Source organism: Marinobacterium sp. xm-d-564 (assembly GCF_013283345.1).
GTDB lineage: Bacteria > Pseudomonadota > Gammaproteobacteria > Pseudomonadales > Balneatricaceae > Marinobacterium_E.
In genome coordinates this window covers 264,764-282,614 of record NZ_WBYO01000002.1, presented here as the reverse complement: position 1 = coordinate 282,614, position 17,851 = coordinate 264,764, and the positions used below count along the sequence as shown (strand labels likewise).

The following is a 17,851-nucleotide window of genomic DNA, read 5'->3' as shown; positions in this document are numbered from 1 at the left end:
AACAACTGGGATTTAACTTTTGCAAAATATTTGCAAAACGCGACGCATAAATAAAAACAAGAGTTCAGCATGAATAATCCAACACCTAACCTAAACAGTTTCGAGCATCATTAACATTGATGCCTATCTACTGTGGGTTCAGCAAGATCCATGCCAATAAACAGACTGTTAAGCGGAAAGTTGCTGTACCTGCTCTAACGCATGATTGGCTTCTTGATGAACGTCACCAAACCAGGCCAGTTCTGAGTGAAGCTTAACTACCTCGCCGACGATGATGATGGATGGCGCGGGAAGTTGTGCACTCTCTTGTAGATCGGATATCGTCGACAAGGTTCCGGTCAACACTCTTTGATCCTTACAGGTACCGCGAGAGACAATGGCGACCGGTGTAGAGGGTGAACGACCCGCACTAATCAATCCCGCAGAGATATCTGGCAAAGTGTGCAATCCCATATAGAAGACCAGCGTCTCATTCGTTGCTAATAGATCTGAGAAATCTAATTCTGCTTGCCGGCTCTTTAACTGCCCGGTTACAAATCGAACGGATTGAGCAAAATCGCGGTGAGTTAAAGGAATACCCGAGTAACTACTGCAGGCACTGGCCGCTGTAATGCCTGGCACTACCTGAAAAGGCACTCCCTGCTCTGACAAGGTTTGAAGCTCTTCACCGCCACGGCCGAAGATGAACGGATCCCCCCCTTTTAGGCGGACCACTCGCTTACCCTGTTTCGCATGTTTGACTAGCAGCTCGTTAATCCCCTCTTGTGGCAAGGTATGTTGATCACGGCGTTTACCCACAAAGATTAAATCGGCATCTCGACGACAAAGATCCACCACCTCCGGTGAGACCAAGGCGTCATACAACACCACATCGGCCTGCTGCATCAAACGCAGTGCTTTAAAGGTCAGTAGTTCAGGATCCCCTGGCCCTGCGCCGACCAGATAGACTTCACCCATTGGTGCTTTATCTTCGGCCGCTTCAATCGCTGACCTAAGTAACTGCTCAGCCTCATCTTGCTGTTCTGCAAATACCTTTTCGGCGACAGGGCCTGACAGTATCTTCTCCCAAAATAGGCGACGACCATCAACGGTGGAAAATTTCTGTTTCACCTGCTGTCTAAACCGTCCCACCAATGCACCTAAGTCGGCATAGCCTTGAGGGATGAGAGTCTCCAGTCGTGCTCGAAGATTTCTCGCTAAGACCGGTGCTTTACCCGCCGAAGAGATACCGACAACGATTGGGGATCGATCGACAATAGCCGGAAAGATAAACGTACAGAGTGCAGGACTGTCTACAACGTTGACCGGAACATTAGCAGAACGCGCGTCAAAAGAGATCGACTCATTGAGCGACTGATAATCGGTCGCGGCGACGACCAAGACTCTGCCTTGCAGTAGAGATTTACGATACTTACCTAGCTCAACCTGACCACCCTTCTGCTCAACCAGCATTTTCACCTCTTCACACACCTCTGGTGCTATAAGATGAATGAGCGCGCCAGCACGTGTTAATAGCCGTGCTTTACGCAAAGCCACGTCGCCGCCACCTACCAGTAGAACAGGTCGGTTTTTAAGATCAAAAAAGAGCGGTAAATATTCCATAAGAGTGGCTCTACAGTTGCGTATGAAGCCCGCACTCACGGGTCTCTAGCGCTTTAGTTGGATCAAAATAGTCATGCTCATTCGGCAAATTGTGTTCTAGCAGATAGGACTCAAGTTGAGCCTCTGTCAGCTCAAACAGTGGCGCCACCTTCAGCACACCATCTTTTGATTGGCTTAAGACGTCCAGTGACTGTCTAAACTCAGTCTGATCTTTTCGAATGGCGTTAAACCAGACGTCCGGCTTCAGATCAGTAAGAGCCCGCTGAAATGGCTCGATTTTGACCTGCTGTGTAAAGGTTTCATGCAGTGGGCTATCCACGTCAGGGATGCCACCCATGACCACATTACGATGCGCTGCTGTTTGTGCTGGCACATAGGTAATCACATTCAGATTTTGGTCTTGGATTAGCTTTTCGGCGAAGCGGTAGGTCGCCGAGGTGTTGTAACCTGAGTCAACCCAAAGCACTTTAATATCCGGTTTAATGGAGGTCACTAGATGCAGAATGACCGACTCATAGGGACGAAAATTGGTCGTAATAATCGGGTTATCACCCTGCTCTAGTGCCCACTCGACAATCGCTTGAGGGGTTGCACCGGCGAGTTGTTGATTAGCCTTTTTAATATCTAAGCTCATAATGTCTGCCTATAGATGGGTTGGTCGTTTCGCGCATCAGCCTGATAGTGCACGGAAATTTCTTGATAGGCTGTTTGGGCTTGTTCAGCATCGATCGGAGCCTGCAACAGCACTGAGTCAAAGCCACACCGATAGAGATAATCCAGTCGATCACGGCTCACCTCACCGCTGGCACGTATCTCACCCTGGAAACCTTCACGACGTAACAGGCGAGCAAAACTGAAGCCTCTACCGTCGCGTAGCGCTTCAAAATAGATTTCAACCAGCGATACCTGATTTAAACGTGGAATCAGATCATCCAGTGACTCCTCACTGCTGAGTCTGACGCCCAATCGTTCCTGAGGTTGTGCAATCGTCACTTGCTGAAGAAGCTGAGTGAATGGCACAACGATGGATGACTCTGTAACGTCTGAAAACTCTTCCTGAAAAACCCAAGGATCATCACTGACTAAGGTTTTATGCTTAAGCAACGGCATAGACTCTCTCCTTAAACGGCTCAACACCTAGTCGGCGCACGCAATCGATAAACAGCTCATCACCCTTTCGTAGTTCCACATAGGTTTCTAGAAGACGTTTTAACGTATCGGCCACCTCATCAGCAGCGACAGCTCGTCCCAGCACTTTACCCAGTGATGCATCGGCTTCGCTCGATCCACCCAGTGTGATTTGATACCAATCCTCACCCTTCTTATCGACACCTAGGATACCGATATGGCCCACATGGTGATGGGCACAGGCATTAATACATCCCGACATATTGAGGCGTATATCACCAAGATCATGCAGATAATCAACATCATCAAAGGCATCATTAATCTGCTGAGCAATGTTCAGGGTTTTTGCATTGGCCAAAGAACAGAAATCAAACCCAGGGCAGACAATCATATCGGTTAACGTACCGATATTGGCACGAGCTAAATTTGCATCACTGAGCGCTAGCCAAACGGAGTACAAGTTTCTCTGTTCAACATCGGCCAATAGAAGATTTTGATGATGCGTTGAGCGTATCTGTCCAAAGGAGTAACGATCCGCCAACTCTGCCACCAGATCCATCTGCAAGGCTGTGATATCCCCCGGCGCTCCCAACTGCGGCTTAAGGGAGACAGTCACTGCACGATAGCCAGGCACTTTGTGCTGATGTGTATTTCTCTGATACCAATGTTTAAACTCTGAATTGGTCTCTAGATAGTGATCCAATGTCGTGTCAGCAGCCGCTTGAGCGTTGTAGTCATGTGGCGTGAAAAAGTCACTGACCCGTTCAATCTCCTCTTGAGTAATTTGCAAATCACTCCCTTTGAGATGCAGCCACTCCTCTTCGACAAGATCACGAAACGCATCAGCACCCAGCGCATCAACTAATATCTTGATTCGAGCTTTATACTTGTTATCACGACGCCCCTTTAAGTTATAAACCCTCAGGATTGCCTCCAAGTAAGAGATCACCTCATTAGCGGGTAAGAACTGACGAATCACTTTACCTATCTTCGGTGTACGCCCTAAACCACCGCCAACTAATACCTCGAAGCCTAGCTCGCCCTGAGCGTTCTTGATGAGGTGCAAGCCAACGTCATGAACTTGAGTAGCTGCACGGTCTTCTGGCCCTGAGGTAATAGCGATCTTAAATTTTCGTGGAAGATAGGCAAATTCAGGATGCAGAGTCGACCACTGACGAATCAGCTCACACCATGGCCTAGGATCCGAAACTTCAGTTGCGGAAACGCCAGCAAAGTGATCAGTGGTCGTATTTCGAATACAGTTGCCTGAAGTCTGGATCGCATGCAGTTGAACCTTAGCGAGATCCGCCAAAATATCAGGCACCTCTTCAAGTTTTGGCCAGTTAAATTGAATATTGGTACGCGTCGTAAAGTGACCATAGCCTCTGTCATATTTTCTAGAGATCGCAGCCAAAGCTCTTAACTGAGTCGAGGTCATCGTTCCATAGGGAATAGCTACCCTAAGCATAGGTGCCTGTCTCTGGATATAGAGACCATTCATCAGACGGAGTGCTAGAAACTCGTCATCACTCAAGTTCCCTTCTAGGTACCGCTTGGTTTGATCGCGATACTGTTCAACACGCTCATCAACGATCTTTTGATCAACGTCGTTATAGATATACATCGTCTACCCTAACCCTTTACTGAAATATTCTTTTAAACCGCTAAAACGAAACGGATACCTATCGCCATTAACAGACTGCCGATAATCGGCTGCATCAATTTAGGAGATAGATTCGCCCCTAATCGACTGCCTAACCAAACCCCGGGCAGTGAGCCCACTAATAGGTAGGCCAAAAGCTCCAAATCCACTGTACCCATCTGCATGTGACCAAACCCTGAGAAAGCCGTGAGCACGACGGCATGGACTAAGTCCGTTCCAACGATCGTACCCATTGAAAAACGCGGATAGAGCAAGATCAGCATGGCGGTTCCTAGCGCACCTGCCCCTACTGATGAAAGTGTGACCAACCCACCCAAAAAGAGACCACATAGCACCGTTAGATAGGGACGCAACTTTACAAGTGTTTGCGCAAAAGTCGTATCGGACTGCTTGTCTGAAAAACGACGAATTGCCTCACGAAAGAAGACTGCAATAGAGGTGAGTAACAGAGAGATCCCAAGCGTTAAGTTGATGGTTGATTCGAGAGTTGCCACCGAATCAACCTGACTGAGAAGAATCAGCGTCAAAAATGAGCTTGGCAAACTCCCCAACAACAGCAGTGCCGCTACACGCCACTCGACCAACTGTCTCTTTGCGTAATTAATGATGCCACCCGCTTTAGTAAATGCGGCGTATAGAAGATCCGTACTCACAGCCACTATTAAAGGCACACCAAAACCGACAATTAATATAGGCGTCATCAACGCGCCACCACCTATACCGGTTAAACCAATAACGAAACCAACCAAAAGGCCAGCAAAAGAGTATCCAAATTCCATGTGGTTGCTCCGTTATAAAGATAAGAATATAAATTACGAAATGGAATATATATACCTTTCTATATAACTCAAAATAATATTTAGTCGTAATATTATCCGAATCAGTTATATAGCTAATATTTATAGATGATAAATTTTATATAACCAAAACTGCTATCTTAATTTTTATATATTCTTTTGGGTTATATAAATTGGTATGCATAATGCGTTATCGAAATTAAGGAGGCGCTATGAATCTTATTAGCTCGGATCGTTTGACCCATCTCAAACAGCTTGAAGCAGAGAGCATTCACATCATTCGTGAAGTGGCTGCTGAGTTTAATAACCCTGTTATGCTCTACTCTATCGGTAAAGATTCATCAGTCATGCTGCACTTAGCCCGTAAGGCTTTTTACCCTGGCAATCCTCCTTTTCCACTGCTTCATGTCGATACCACTTGGAAATTCCGAGAGATGATCGAGTTTAGAGATCAGATGGCAAAAGATGCGGGTATGGAGCTGTTGGTTCATATCAATCAGGAGGGCGTCGATATGAACATCAACCCCTTTGTCCATGGGTCCGCAAAACATACTGACATCATGAAGACTCAAGGCCTTAAGCAGGCTCTAAATAAGTATCAGTTTGATGCCGCATTTGGGGGTGCTCGTCGTGATGAAGAGGCGTCTCGCGCCAAGGAACGCGTCTTCTCATTTAGGGACCAAAACCACCGTTGGGATCCAAAAAACCAGAGGCCAGAGCTGTGGAATATCTACAACACTGAGATCAATAAAGGCGAGAGCATTCGTGTCTTTCCTTTATCGAACTGGACAGAGCTAGATATCTGGCAATACATATACTTAGAGAATATTTCTTTAGTACCACTTTACTTTTCTAAGCCGCGTCCAGTGGTTCAGAGAGATGGCATGACCATCATGGTCGATGATGAGCGTTTACCACTTAATGACGGTGAAGTACCTGAACAAAAATCGGTCCGTTTTAGAACCCTAGGCTGCTATCCATTAACGGGCGCCGTTGAATCTACAGCCACAACACTGCCTGAGATCATTCAAGAGATGCTATTGGCTACCACCTCTGAAAGGCAGGGCCGCGCTATAGACCATGACGGTGCAGGGTCCATGGAACAGAAGAAAATCGAAGGATATTTCTAGGATAGATATTATGAGTCATCAATCATCCCTTATTGCCAGTGATATTAACGCATACCTTGAGCAGCACGAGAATAAAGAGCTGCTCCGTTTTATCACCTGTGGCAGCGTCGATGACGGCAAGTCCACTTTGATTGGCCGCCTGCTTCACGACTCTAAAATGATCTATGAGGACCAACTTGCTGCCATCAATAAAGAGAGTAAGCGTGTTGGCACAACCGGCGATCAACCTGATCTAGCGCTGTTGGTCGATGGCCTTCAGGCCGAGCGTGAACAAGGCATCACCATTGATGTCGCTTATCGTTATTTCTCTACTGCAAAACGTAAGTTCATCATTGCCGACACACCCGGTCATGAGCAGTACACACGAAACATGGCGACCGGCGCATCAACAGCGGATTTGGCGATTATTCTGGTCGATGCCCGATACGGCGTTCAGACACAGACACGTCGCCACAGCTACATCGTTTCCCTACTGGGTATTAAACACATTGTCGTCGCGATCAACAAAATGGATCTCGTAGAGTTCGATCAGAATCGTTTTAACGAGATTCAGGCAGAGTATCTCGCTTTGGCCGATAAACTGGGCTTATCTGATATTCACTTCTGCCCTATATCTGCACTGCAGGGTGATAATGTTGTCGATCCATCCATCAACACTCCCTGGTACTCAGGTCCAACCCTTATGGAGTTGCTAGAGGATGTAGATACTGGACGTGCAACGTCTGAGGCTTTTCGCTACCCCGTACAGTATGTCAGTCGCCCTAACTTAAACTTCCGTGGCTATGCAGGAACCATCGCATCAGGCTCCATAGAGGTAGGTCAAGAGGTCAAAGTCCTTCCCAGTAATAAGCAATCCAAGGTTAAATCGATCGTTACGATGGATGGGAATCTTGAACGTGCTTTCGCTCCGATGGCCGTCACGCTGACGCTTGAAGATGAAATCGATATCTCACGAGGTGACACTCTGGTGCTGGCGAATGATGAGGTCGAGCCCATTAACGCCTTTAGAGCCAAACTGATCTGGATGGACCAATCTCCCCTTAAGGTAGGCAACAACCTTCTCATTAAAACAACAGCAGCGAAATCCTCTGGTCGAGTCACTGATATTCATTTCAAAGTGGATGTGAATAGCCAAGAGGCCTTGCCTGCAGATTCATTGACGCTTAATGAGATTGCAGAAGTCAGTCTGCAACTCGATCGCGCGATTCAGATGGATCCCTACCTAGAAAATGGTTCGACCGGATCCTTTGTTGTTATTGACCGCTTAACCAATAGAACCATTGCCGCGGGCATGATGGTTGACGCTGAGCAGCCGATTGAGAACAACGAAATACACTCTGAAACGGTGGTTGATGCTAGCCTTCGAGCTCGTCGCCTAGGCCATAACGCTCTGATTGTTGGACTACCGAATGTCACAAATTCGGTGCTGTTCACTCTGGAGAAACGTCTCTTCGATAGAGGCCTTCTACCGGCGGTGAGCAGCCGACTAGACGATGCAGTACTGTTAAAAGAGGCAGGACTCGTTGTTCTCAGTACTATCGAGGATGGAAGTGATATTGTCATTGGACCGCATGCAAACGCTGAGGTTTATCTCGATATCACCCTACCGACCGAAAAACAGGTAGATTTGATTCTGCAGTCACTGACTGAACTAAAGTTACTTTAGCGACGTCTAATTGACCTGAAACAACCGTTGATACTGGGTTATAGAGGCGGTTTAGGGTACACTCTAAACCGTTTTTATTAAGCTTCTTTTTGCTTTCAACGCCATAGCGATAGACGATGACTGAGTTTCTATTAATTTTAATCAGTACCGTACTGGTGAATAACTTTGTACTGGTTCAATTTCTAGGCTTGTGCCCCTTCATGGGGGTATCCAACAAGCTAGAGACCGCCATGGGGATGTCGCTCGCGACCACCTTCGTACTGACGCTCTCTTCTGTCTGCAGCTACTTGGTCTACACCTATCTGCTACTGCCATTTGATCTGATCTATCTACAGACGGTCAGTTTCATTCTCGTGATCGCTGTGGTTGTGCAGTTCACGGAGATGGTCGTACATAAAACCAGTCCACTGCTCTACAAGCTACTGGGTATCTTCCTGCCACTGATTACCACCAACTGTGCGGTATTGGGTGTAGCACTGTTGAACATTCGCAAACAGAACGACTTTATCGAATCCATTGGTTATGGTTTTGGTGCTGCAGTTGGCTTTTCGTTGGCACTGATTCTTTTCTCGGCGCTGCGTGAGCGCATTGCTGTTGCTGAGGTGCCAGTTGCCTTTAAAGGTCCAGCCATCGGTATGATTACGGCTGGCCTTATGTCACTCGCCTTCATGGGCTTTGCTGGCCTGGTTCAGTTCTAAGGTGGCTGCATGAGTAGCGTTGCACTAGCCATTCTTGTTCTCGCCATTCTGGCACTGATTTTTGGTGTCATTCTTGGCTTCGCAGCCGTCCGCTTCAAAGTGGAGGGTGACCCGATTGTTGATCAAATTGACGCCCTGTTACCACAAACTCAATGTGGCCAATGTGGTCACCCTGGCTGCCGCCCTTACGCTGAAGGTATCGCAGCAGGTGAAGCGATCAATAAGTGTCCACCTGGTGGGCAGACCACCATTGACCAATTGGCCGAGTTGCTTAACGTTGATTCTATTCCTCTGGACTCAGAGCACGGGGTCGAGGATGTTCGCAAGATCGCTTACATTCGTGAAGATGAGTGCATTGGCTGTACTAAGTGTATTCAAGCCTGCCCAGTCGATGCCATTTTAGGTGCAGCAAAACAGATGCACACCGTCATTGTCGATGAGTGTACCGGTTGTGATCTCTGTGTTGAGCCCTGCCCTGTCGACTGTATTGATATGTTGCCAGTGGCGACGACAACACTGAACTGGAAGTGGCCAGAACCACCTCAAACCAATAATCTGATTGCGACGGATAGACAGCCTCGCTTTGAGGAGAATCCATCGTGAAGGTATTCAGTTTTCACGGCGGCATTCACCCGCCAGAAAATAAGAAGCAGTCTACTCGTGCTTCAGTGCGGACCATGCCCATTCCTAAAAGCTTGGTCATTCCAACCCAGCAACACCTTGGTCTAGCCGCTGACCCTGTTGTCTCTGTTGGAGATAAAGTACTTAAAGGACAAATCATCGCTGAACCCGTAGGGCGCATCAGCGCGTCGTTGCATGCACCTACTTCCGGCACCGTTACCGCGATCGAAGCACAACCCGTGCCGCACGCGTCGGGTCTAACCGCTGAGTGTATTGTGATTGAATCAGATGGCCTAGATCAGTGGATTGAACATCAGGCAATTGATTACAGGGGCATAGAGCGTTCTGCACTGGTTAACCAGATTCGCCAAATGGGTATTGCAGGTATGGGGGGTGCAGGCTTCCCGACCGATGTGAAATTGAACTTGGGTTCAGATCACATTGTCACCACCTTGATTATCAATGCGGCTGAGTGTGAGCCCTACATTACTGCTGACGATATGCTGATGCGTGAGCACGCCTCTGAAATATTAGAAGGTATTAAAATCATTCAGCATCTGTTGGAGCCAACTCATACCCTAATCGGTATAGAGGATAACAAGCCCAACGCGATTCGCGCCCTCAATGAGGCGCTCGCTGAGGCTGATATCGATCTGGATCTCGTCGTGGTTCCGACCAAATACCCTTCCGGTGGTGAACGCCAATTGATTCAGCTTTTAACCGGTGTCGAAGTACCGAGTGGCAAAATACCGGCTGACATCGGCATTGTGGTGCAAAACGTTGGGACTGCTCAGGCGCTGCATCGCGCGATCAATCACGGGGAGCCATTAATACAACGTATTGTGACGGTAACCGGTGAGGCAGTTGAGCACCCTGGGAACTTCTGGACACTGATCGGAACACCTTTTTCAGAACTGCTTTCGGCGGCTGATCTAAAACCGGGCGCCATGCATCGTCTGGTGATGGGCGGTCCAATGATGGGGGTTGCCGCAGAAACCGATTCAATTCCGGTCATCAAAACAACCAACTGTCTGATCGCGGCGACCGATAGCGAGATGCCCGAAGCGCCTGCGGCACAGCCCTGTATCCGATGTGGAATGTGTGAACAGGCCTGCCCTGCACAACTGCTTCCGCAGCAGCTCTACTGGTTTGCAAAAGGCAAAGAGTTTGAGAAGGCGAAAAACCATAACCTGTTTGACTGTATAGAGTGCGGAGCTTGCGCCTACGTCTGCCCTAGCAGCATTCCTCTGGTGCAATTCTACCGTTTTGCCAAATCTGAGATCCGTGCAGAGGAACTTGAACAACGCAAAGCTGACCATGCTCGTGAGCGATTCGAAGCGAGACAAGCTCGCCTAGAACGCGAGGCAATCGAGAAAGCGGAACGACGTAAAGCACGCGCGGCTGAAGCGGCTAAAGCTCAAGCAGAACGTAAGAAACAGTCCAGCAGTGAAACTGCGCAAGATGACACAGCGGCACTGAAAACAGCTGCGGCCGTTGCCAGAACCAAATTGAAGAAAGCCGAAATCGCCCTCAAAAATGCCCAAGATAAAGGTCTGGATGGCGTTGAAACTCTGCAAGCGACTGTCGATAAACTTAAACAGGCAGCGACTGAGGCTGAACAGGCCCTTCAGAACAGCTCTACAACGGAAGCAGTCCAATCAACGCCAACTAAGAGCGAACCGAAAGAGACTAAACCGGATCTAAAAGCGCTGAAGCAGCAAGTTTCGATCATGCGCACCAAGTTGAAGAAGGCAGAAGCCGCCGAAGAGAAAGACGAAAGCGAAATCGAAGCGTTGAAGTCTCGCCTAGAAGAGGCAAGCAAAGCCCATACTGATGCTGACAATGCTCTGATTGAACTGGCCCAGAGCGCAGGAATTGATCTTAAACAGCTGCGCATTGATGTTGCCATGGCGAAGGTTGCCATAACCAAGATTGAACGTGCGATCAGCAAGAGTGATGACGAGACAGAGCAAGAAGCTCTGAAAACCGATCTTGAGTCAGCCAAAAGTCATTTCGCTCAACTTGAATCACAACTTAAACCGTACGAGTAGGATTAACAGATGTCACTGATACGGATGAGTTCACCCCACGTTACCCGCAGCAATACCAGCTCTGGTGTCATGCAGCTAGTCATTCTGGCGATGATTCCAGGCATACTCGCGCTGACCCTCTTCTTCGGTTGGGGTACTTTGATTCAGGTTGCGATCTGCCTAGCCTCAGGGCTCGCGTTTGAAGCGCTTGCTCTGAAGATGCGCGGACTGCCCATTTCACGCTACCTAGGTGATTATTCCGCCACGGTAACGGCACTTCTATTAGCAGTCTCTATACCGCCCTCAGCACCGCTCTGGATCGGTATTGTTGGGATGTTTGTTGCGATTCTATTTGCTAAACAGGTTTATGGCGGCATTGGTAATAATCCCTTTAATCCAGCCATGGTCGCCTACGCCCTACTGCTGGTCTCATTCCCGGTTCAGATGACCAGTTGGAACCTTCCCTACGTATTAAGTGGCAGTGAGGGTTGGTCCATTCCAGCTATATCGGAGTCACTGTCACTGATCTTTGCCGGATCATCACAGATGATGGATGCCTACACCGGGGCGACCCCTTTGGATATTCTGCGCAACCGTGATGGTTTTACGACAGAAGAGATGTGGCGCAGCAATCAAACCTTGATTGAGGGTGCCGCAGCCTATCACGCCCTTTCGGCCGCATGGTTTATGGGTGGCATCTACCTGATCTACAAAAAGGTATTCACTTGGCATACCCCTGTCAGCATTCTTGTCACCCTAGGCTTGGTGAGTGCCATCGCTTATGGTGTCGATCCCAGTAATTTTGTTGACCCGTTTAATCACCTAACACTGGGTGCCACTATGTTAGCGGCGTTTTTTATCGCTACGGATCCGGTTTCATCCGCTACCAGTAACCGCGGTCGAATCGTTTTTGGTATGGGTATCGGATTGTTAATTTTCATTATTCGAACCTGGGGTAACTATCCTGATGCGGTTGCTTTCTCGGTTCTTCTAATGAATCTAGCGGCGCCAATGATCGACCACTACACCCAACCGCGTAGTTACGGCCATAAACGTGCACGTCTTGGACCCAAAGGAGAGTGAGTATGGAGATCAATGAGAACCCTACCACCACTCAATCCATCTCTAAGAGCGCGGTTGGTATTGGTCTATTTGCCGTTTTGTCGGCTGCTGTGATCGCCATTACCCAAGTGACGACGGTCGATCGTATTGATGCCAACGTTCGTGAAGCTGAATCGAAGGCACTCTATGAGATCTTCCCTGCGAGCATTGATGAACAGCTGTATGACCATCGCATTGAACTGGATGCAGGACAGCTGAACGTCGAGACTGGGACCACTGGTTACCAAGCGATACAAAACGATCAGGTAGTGGGGGTTATTTTACCGGTCACCTCCTCTCAGGGTTACTCTGGCGACATTGATCTGATTGTCGGAATCAATGCGGACAGCTCCATTGCTGGTGTGCGAGTCATCTCCCACAAAGAGACCCCAGGGCTTGGCGATAAAATCGATAGAGCTAAATCAGATTGGATAGAAAGCTTCAGAGGGACTCGTCGACAGGGTCAAGATGATTCAAACTGGGCCGTGAAAAAAGATGGCGGTCAATTTGATCAGTTTACTGGTGCAACCATTACCCCTAGGGCTGTCGTCAAAGCAACCAGCGTTGCGTTAGACTACTTTGAGACCCACAAGAATCTGTTATTGTCACCCGCGAATCGTGAGAAGAGCTATGCAGAGTGAAACACAGACACTGATTAAGAATGGGTTATGGACTAACAACCCAGCCCTGGTTCAACTACTTGGACTCTGTCCACTACTCGCCGTCACCAACTCGGTGGTTAACGCGCTAGGACTTGGATTGGCGACACTGGTCGTTCTGACCGGCAGCAACTTGACGGTATCACTGTTCCGCAAGCTAACACCTGAAACGGTTCGTCTACCCATTTTCGTGATGATTATTGCCGCCTTTGTCACCGCCATCGAATTACTGATGCAGGCCTTCACTTATGAACTCTATACCATTTTGGGTATTTTCATTCCGCTCATCGTCACCAACTGCGTGATTATGGGTCGCGCCGATGCCTTTGCCTCTCGAAATGCGATCAAAGAGTCGTTTATTGACGGCTTCTTTATGTCGATTGGCTTTATGCTGGTCTTGGTCATTCTCGGCGCGATGCGTGAGCTACTGGGCACCGGTGCTCTGTTTGCCAACATGGATCTTCTATTCGGAGAGATGGCAACGAACTGGCATATTACACTGGCAGATGACTACCCTAACTTCCTATTTGCCATTCTACCGCCGGGCGCATTCCTCGGTTTAGGCCTTTTGATCGCACTGAAAAACCTGATTGATCAGCGAATCAAAGAGCGACAACCAATCCCTGAGCCAACCGAAGCTCCCGTAAGTACGGGTTCGAAACGGGTCCGCGTAACAGGCTAAGCGATGAACAAACTAAAACGCATCGAGATCTTCGAGCGACTAAAAGCGGACAATCCACATCCAACAACCGAACTAGAGTACAGTTCGCCGTTTGAGCTGCTGGCAGCCGTGCTTCTATCGGCTCAGGCTACTGACGTTGGAGTGAACAAAGCGACTCGCAAGCTATTCCCTATCGCCAACACACCGCAGGCGATCATTGATTTGGGCATTGAAGGGCTTAAAGAGAAAATTAAGACCATCGGCCTATTCAATACCAAGGCTGAGAATCTGATGAAGACCTGCCATATGCTGGTCGATCTTCATAACTCAGTGGTTCCAGACAACCGAGAAGATCTTGAAGCGCTCCCAGGCGTTGGACGCAAGACCGCCAATGTCATTCTAAATACCGCCTTTGGCCAACCCACCATGGCAGTTGATACCCATATATTCCGTGTCTCCAACCGGACCGGGATCGCCCCAGGTAAAAATGTATTAGAGGTCGAGAAGCGACTGCTGCGCCTTGTGCCAAAGGAGTATTTAATCGATGCCCACCATTGGTTGATACTGCATGGCCGCTATGTCTGCGTCGCTAGAAAGCCTCGATGTGGCGCCTGTAACATTGAAGATTTGTGTGAATTCAAAAAGAAAACAGACTACTAGGATCCATTATGAGCAACGATGACAACAAGCCCTACCAAGGTGAAACCAACCAGACCAAAAATGGCTTTTTAACACTGATGTCTCGTTTAGTAATTGATGAAAAATTGCCTGTGCGTTTTATGTATAAAACTGTCCCTGAGCATCTAAATGATACCGGATGGCGACTGTTCACTGGGTATGAAGATGATGAGTTTCTAGCCAACGAACAGGTGAATATGATTCCCATGCCCACAGAGAAAGTCGTGAAAATAGACCCCTCTCTAGAGCCCCTGCTTGAGTACAACGCTGGCACTGTCTGGGAGCGTGCACCTGAATCCGAAGGTTGGGAGCGTGTCTACGACTATAAGATTCCAAGTGCTAACGTCGATGTCGAGATCACCAACGATGTCGATCAGTTCGGTAACGAAACAACCCACTGATCAACACCTACTGATCGCGACCCCAAATAACCTTACCCCCCCTTAGGTCGCGATTCAGTTAAATTCCGCTCTTGAATTTTCTATTAACTATCCCCAAATAATTTATGTAGGCAGTGACCATGAGGTGCTGCACTTCCTAACCACGCCGATTGGGTGGTTTAACTTTGAACTACATATTGCTTAATTTGAGGATATGACCATGCGTAATTTTGACCTAACACCCCTATACCGTTCAGCAATTGGCTTCGATCGCCTAGCCAACATGATTGATACCGCTAACCGAAGCGAACAATCAGCTTACCCTCCGTACAACATCGAAGCGACCGGAGAGAACTCTTACCGCATTACTATGGCAGTTGCCGGCTTTACTCGCGAAGAGATTGAGATTACCAGCGAGAGCGGCAACCTAGTGATTCGTGGTAACAAAGCGGAAGATCAAGTAGAGCGTACCTACCTCTACCAAGGCATCGCAGCCCGTAACTTTGAGCGCAGATTCCAACTAGCCGATCACGTCCGCGTTGAAAATGCGTCGATGGAAAATGGACTGCTTCACGTTGAATTGATCCGAGAAATTCCAGAAGCGATGAAAGCTCGTCGGATTGAGATTAGCTAAGAATAGACTTAAAAAAACGCGGCATTTGCCGCGTTTTTTAACCGTGACTGGCCTTCAGCCTGTCATCGACCCTTGCCGCTTCTTCCAGAAGATAGAGCAAAATCTACCAGCGGATGACAGGCTGAAAGCCAGTCACCGTCACGAGATGTAGGAGCGAATTAGCGCGAAGCGATAAACCGCGATCTGTTATGAAAGCCAAAACTGATTACTGGAGTCGGCTTTTAAGAACATCCCCAATCTTCACAGCATCCCGCTCGGTTCTTAGCTCTTGGAATAGCTCTTTGGCTTGCGGATAGTGCCAGCCCAGCATATTGCACCACTGTTTAATACGACCATGCACATGACGCTCTTCAATTAACGAGAAGACATCATCATAAAACTCAAGGATATTCGGCTTTAGCAGCTGCCAACACTCATCCAAATCGGTCGGGTAGCTTCTATCTTTAATCTGAAGCGGTAGCAGTGGGTTAGCGACCCAGCCTCGCCCAATCATGACATCCTCACACCCACTGACCTCTCGGCATCGGTCATAGTCTTCGACGTTCCAGACTTCGCCATTGGCAATCACCGGGATCGAGACCGCATTTCGAATCTTGGCGATCCACTCCCAGTGTGCCGGCGGTTTGTACCCTTCTACCTTTGTGCGGGCATGCACAGTAAGATAGCTCGCACCAGCCGCTTCGATCGCCTGCGCATTATCGATTGCCAATGATTTGTCTTCATACCCTAGGCGCATTTTAGCGCTGACTTCGATATGGCTAGGAACCGCTTCACGCACCGCTTTAACGGCATCATGAACGACCTCGGGCTCCTTAAGGAGAATCGATCCACCCCTACTCTTATTAACGGTTTTGGCGGGGCAGCCGAAGTTCATATCAATAGCAGGCGCGCCCAACTCAAGTGCAGTTAAAGCATTTTTAGCCAGGGATTCAGGATCAGAACCCAATAACTGAACAACCAGAGGGGTATCGCCGTAACCGCAATAATCCTGTTTCAGCTCTGGGATCAGTTTATGAAAGACTTTAGGGGGAAGCAGCGTGTCGTTAACGCGCACAAACTCGGAGACCATCTGATCGGCGCCGCCCACTCGAGCGATGAGGCGACGCATGCTGTAATCAACAACGCCCTCCATCGGCGCAACAATCAGACGCATAAAAGTCGATTTTAAATGGCGTCTAAGCCACGCTGTAGATCGCGCTTGAGATCGTCAACGTTCTCTAGGCCTACAGAGAGACGAATCAAGCTATCTTGAATACCCGCTTCTGCACGAGCTTCAGCTGACATACGTCCGTGAGTCGTCGTTGCAGGGTGAGTGATTGTGCTCTTAACATCGCCTAGATTACCGGTAATCGAGATGACTTCGGTTGCGTCGATAAACGACCAAGCCGCCTCTTGCTGGCTCAGGGTATCGCTCGCAACTTCAAATCCAAGTACCGCACCAAATCCTGATTGCTGACGAGCAGCCAGTTCATGTTGTGGATGCGAAGCGAGACCTGAATAGTAGACTCTCGCTACTTTAGGCTGGGCCTCTAGCCACTGTGCAATCTCTAGTGCAGCCTCGCTGTGCGCTCTCATTCGCAGTGGAAGTGTCTCTAAGCCTTTTTGGAAAACCCATGCGTTGAATGGACTCAGACAAGAGCCCGCTGTTCGGATAAACCCGAACACCTCTTCCATATCAGCGTCTGAACCAACCACAACGCCACCGACAACACGCCCCTGTCCATCAAGGTGTTTAGTAGCCGAGTGCATGACAATATCCGCGCCGAGCGACAGTGGCTTTTGCAAAGCGGGTGTTAGAAAACAGTTATCCACCACCAACTTAGCGCCCGCTGCATGTGCCACGTCAGCAACGGCCTGTATGTCCGTCACCTCGGCTAAAGGATTACTAGGCGTCTCTAAGAAGAACATACGGGTTGTAGGGCGCACGGCCGCTTGCCATGCGGTTAAATCTTTAGGGTCAACAAAGGTCGTTTCGATCCCCGCTCGACTCACGTACTTTTCAAATAGTGATACGGTTGAACCAAACACAGAGCGAGAACAGACCACATGATCGCCCTGTTTCATTAATGACAAACAGAGACTCATAATGCCCGCCATCCCTGAACTGGTCGCGATGGCGCGCTCCCCACCCTCTAGCGCCGCAATACGACGCTCAAAGGCCTGAACCGTTGGATTGGTAAAACGTGAGTAGACATTGCCTTCGATGTTGCCGGCAAAGGTATCAGCAGCCTCTTTTGCTGAGCTGTAGACAAAACTAGAGGTTGGGAAGATTGCGTCGGAGTGTTCACCCTCTTCACTACGCCACTGACCCGCTCTAACTGCGAGCGTCTCTACCGCGTAGTGATCATCACTGAACTGAATCCTTTCAGGTCGTTCGAACTGCTTACTTCCCATGCTTCATCC

18 protein-coding genes are annotated in these 17,851 nt (G+C 48.7%); 11 read left to right on the top strand and 7 right to left on the bottom strand.

What is annotated here, in order from left to right:
* Window positions 1–168: 168 nt before the first annotated feature.
* Genes cysG through XMD564_RS03650 form a run of 5 tightly spaced genes read right to left on the bottom strand, consistent with a single transcriptional unit; the run spans window position 169 to window position 5,172 of the window.
* Window positions 169–1,602, bottom strand: a complete 1,434-nt coding sequence (cysG, locus tag XMD564_RS03670; protein ID WP_173507816.1) for a siroheme synthase CysG — start codon at window positions 1,600–1,602, stop codon at window positions 169–171.
* A gap of 10 nt (window positions 1,603–1,612) precedes the next feature.
* Window positions 1,613–2,236: a phosphoadenosine phosphosulfate reductase family protein gene (locus tag XMD564_RS03665; RefSeq protein ID WP_173507815.1), complete on the bottom strand. Its 624-nt coding sequence runs from the start codon at window positions 2,234–2,236 to the stop codon at window positions 1,613–1,615.
* Window positions 2,233–2,712: a DUF934 domain-containing protein gene (locus tag XMD564_RS03660; RefSeq protein WP_173484492.1), complete on the bottom strand. Its 480-nt coding sequence runs from the start codon at window positions 2,710–2,712 to the stop codon at window positions 2,233–2,235. Before XMD564_RS03660 ends, XMD564_RS03665 begins: the two co-directional genes overlap by 4 nt.
* On the bottom strand, window positions 2,699–4,354 hold the full coding sequence (locus XMD564_RS03655; protein WP_173507814.1) for a nitrite/sulfite reductase: 1,656 nt from the start codon (window positions 4,352–4,354) through the stop codon (window positions 2,699–2,701). Before XMD564_RS03655 ends, XMD564_RS03660 begins: the two co-directional genes overlap by 14 nt.
* Window positions 4,355–4,386: 32 nt before the next feature.
* The gene (locus tag XMD564_RS03650) at window positions 4,387–5,172 is read right to left on the bottom strand and encodes a sulfite exporter TauE/SafE family protein (RefSeq protein ID WP_173480856.1); all 786 of its coding nucleotides are present in this window, start codon (window positions 5,170–5,172) and stop codon (window positions 4,387–4,389) included.
* Window positions 5,173–5,402: 230 nt separating this feature from the next.
* Here XMD564_RS03650 and cysD point away from each other — a divergent pair, with 230 nt between their 5' ends.
* The 11 genes from cysD (at window position 5,403) to XMD564_RS03595 (ending at window position 15,448) form a co-directional block, all read left to right on the top strand.
* The gene (cysD, locus tag XMD564_RS03645; RefSeq protein WP_173480855.1) at window positions 5,403–6,320 is read left to right on the top strand and encodes a sulfate adenylyltransferase subunit CysD; all 918 of its coding nucleotides are present in this window, start codon (window positions 5,403–5,405) and stop codon (window positions 6,318–6,320) included.
* Between the two features lie 10 nt (window positions 6,321–6,330).
* Window positions 6,331–7,986, top strand: a complete 1,656-nt coding sequence (gene cysN, locus XMD564_RS03640) for a sulfate adenylyltransferase subunit CysN (protein WP_173480854.1) — start codon at window positions 6,331–6,333, stop codon at window positions 7,984–7,986.
* 116 nt (window positions 7,987–8,102) lie between these two features.
* Window positions 8,103–8,684, top strand: a complete 582-nt coding sequence (rsxA, locus tag XMD564_RS03635) for an electron transport complex subunit RsxA (RefSeq protein ID WP_173480853.1) — start codon at window positions 8,103–8,105, stop codon at window positions 8,682–8,684.
* Window positions 8,685–8,693: 9 nt separating this feature from the next.
* Complete coding sequence (gene rsxB, locus XMD564_RS03630; RefSeq protein WP_173482437.1) at window positions 8,694–9,287, top strand: electron transport complex subunit RsxB; 594 nt, start codon at window positions 8,694–8,696, stop codon at window positions 9,285–9,287.
* Window positions 9,284–11,356: an electron transport complex subunit RsxC gene (gene rsxC / locus XMD564_RS03625; protein WP_371740247.1), complete on the top strand. Its 2,073-nt coding sequence runs from the start codon at window positions 9,284–9,286 to the stop codon at window positions 11,354–11,356. The genes rsxB and rsxC overlap by 4 nt, the downstream gene beginning before the upstream one ends.
* Window positions 11,357–11,365: 9 nt before the next feature.
* Entirely contained in the window at window positions 11,366–12,418 is a 1,053-nt protein-coding gene (locus tag XMD564_RS03620) for an RnfABCDGE type electron transport complex subunit D (RefSeq protein ID WP_173482436.1), read from the top strand.
* 2 nt (window positions 12,419–12,420) lie between these two features.
* Window positions 12,421–13,077 carry an electron transport complex subunit RsxG gene (gene rsxG / locus XMD564_RS03615; RefSeq protein WP_173480850.1) on the top strand — a complete coding sequence of 219 codons (657 nt, stop codon included), beginning with the start codon at window positions 12,421–12,423 and terminating at the stop codon, window positions 13,075–13,077.
* On the top strand, window positions 13,067–13,777 hold the full coding sequence (locus tag XMD564_RS03610; protein ID WP_173480849.1) for an electron transport complex subunit E: 711 nt from the start codon (window positions 13,067–13,069) through the stop codon (window positions 13,775–13,777). The genes rsxG and XMD564_RS03610 overlap by 11 nt, the downstream gene beginning before the upstream one ends.
* A 3-nt stretch (window positions 13,778–13,780) precedes the next feature.
* The gene (nth, locus tag XMD564_RS03605) at window positions 13,781–14,416 is read left to right on the top strand and encodes an endonuclease III (protein ID WP_173480848.1); all 636 of its coding nucleotides are present in this window, start codon (window positions 13,781–13,783) and stop codon (window positions 14,414–14,416) included.
* An 8-nt stretch (window positions 14,417–14,424) separates the two neighbouring features.
* On the top strand, window positions 14,425–14,835 hold the full coding sequence (locus XMD564_RS03600; protein ID WP_173480847.1) for a DUF2185 domain-containing protein: 411 nt from the start codon (window positions 14,425–14,427) through the stop codon (window positions 14,833–14,835).
* 199 nt (window positions 14,836–15,034) lie between these two features.
* Window positions 15,035–15,448 carry an Hsp20 family protein gene (locus XMD564_RS03595; protein WP_173480846.1) on the top strand — a complete coding sequence of 138 codons (414 nt, stop codon included), beginning with the start codon at window positions 15,035–15,037 and terminating at the stop codon, window positions 15,446–15,448.
* 205 nt (window positions 15,449–15,653) lie between these two features.
* On the opposite strand, the gene XMD564_RS03590 is transcribed toward XMD564_RS03595, so the two are convergent.
* Complete coding sequence (locus XMD564_RS03590) at window positions 15,654–16,601, bottom strand: tRNA-dihydrouridine synthase (RefSeq protein ID WP_173507813.1); 948 nt, start codon at window positions 16,599–16,601, stop codon at window positions 15,654–15,656.
* An 11-nt stretch (window positions 16,602–16,612) separates the two neighbouring features.
* Window positions 16,613–17,842 carry an O-succinylhomoserine sulfhydrylase gene (locus XMD564_RS03585; protein ID WP_173498074.1) on the bottom strand — a complete coding sequence of 410 codons (1,230 nt, stop codon included), beginning with the start codon at window positions 17,840–17,842 and terminating at the stop codon, window positions 16,613–16,615.
* Window positions 17,843–17,851 lie beyond the last annotated feature (9 nt).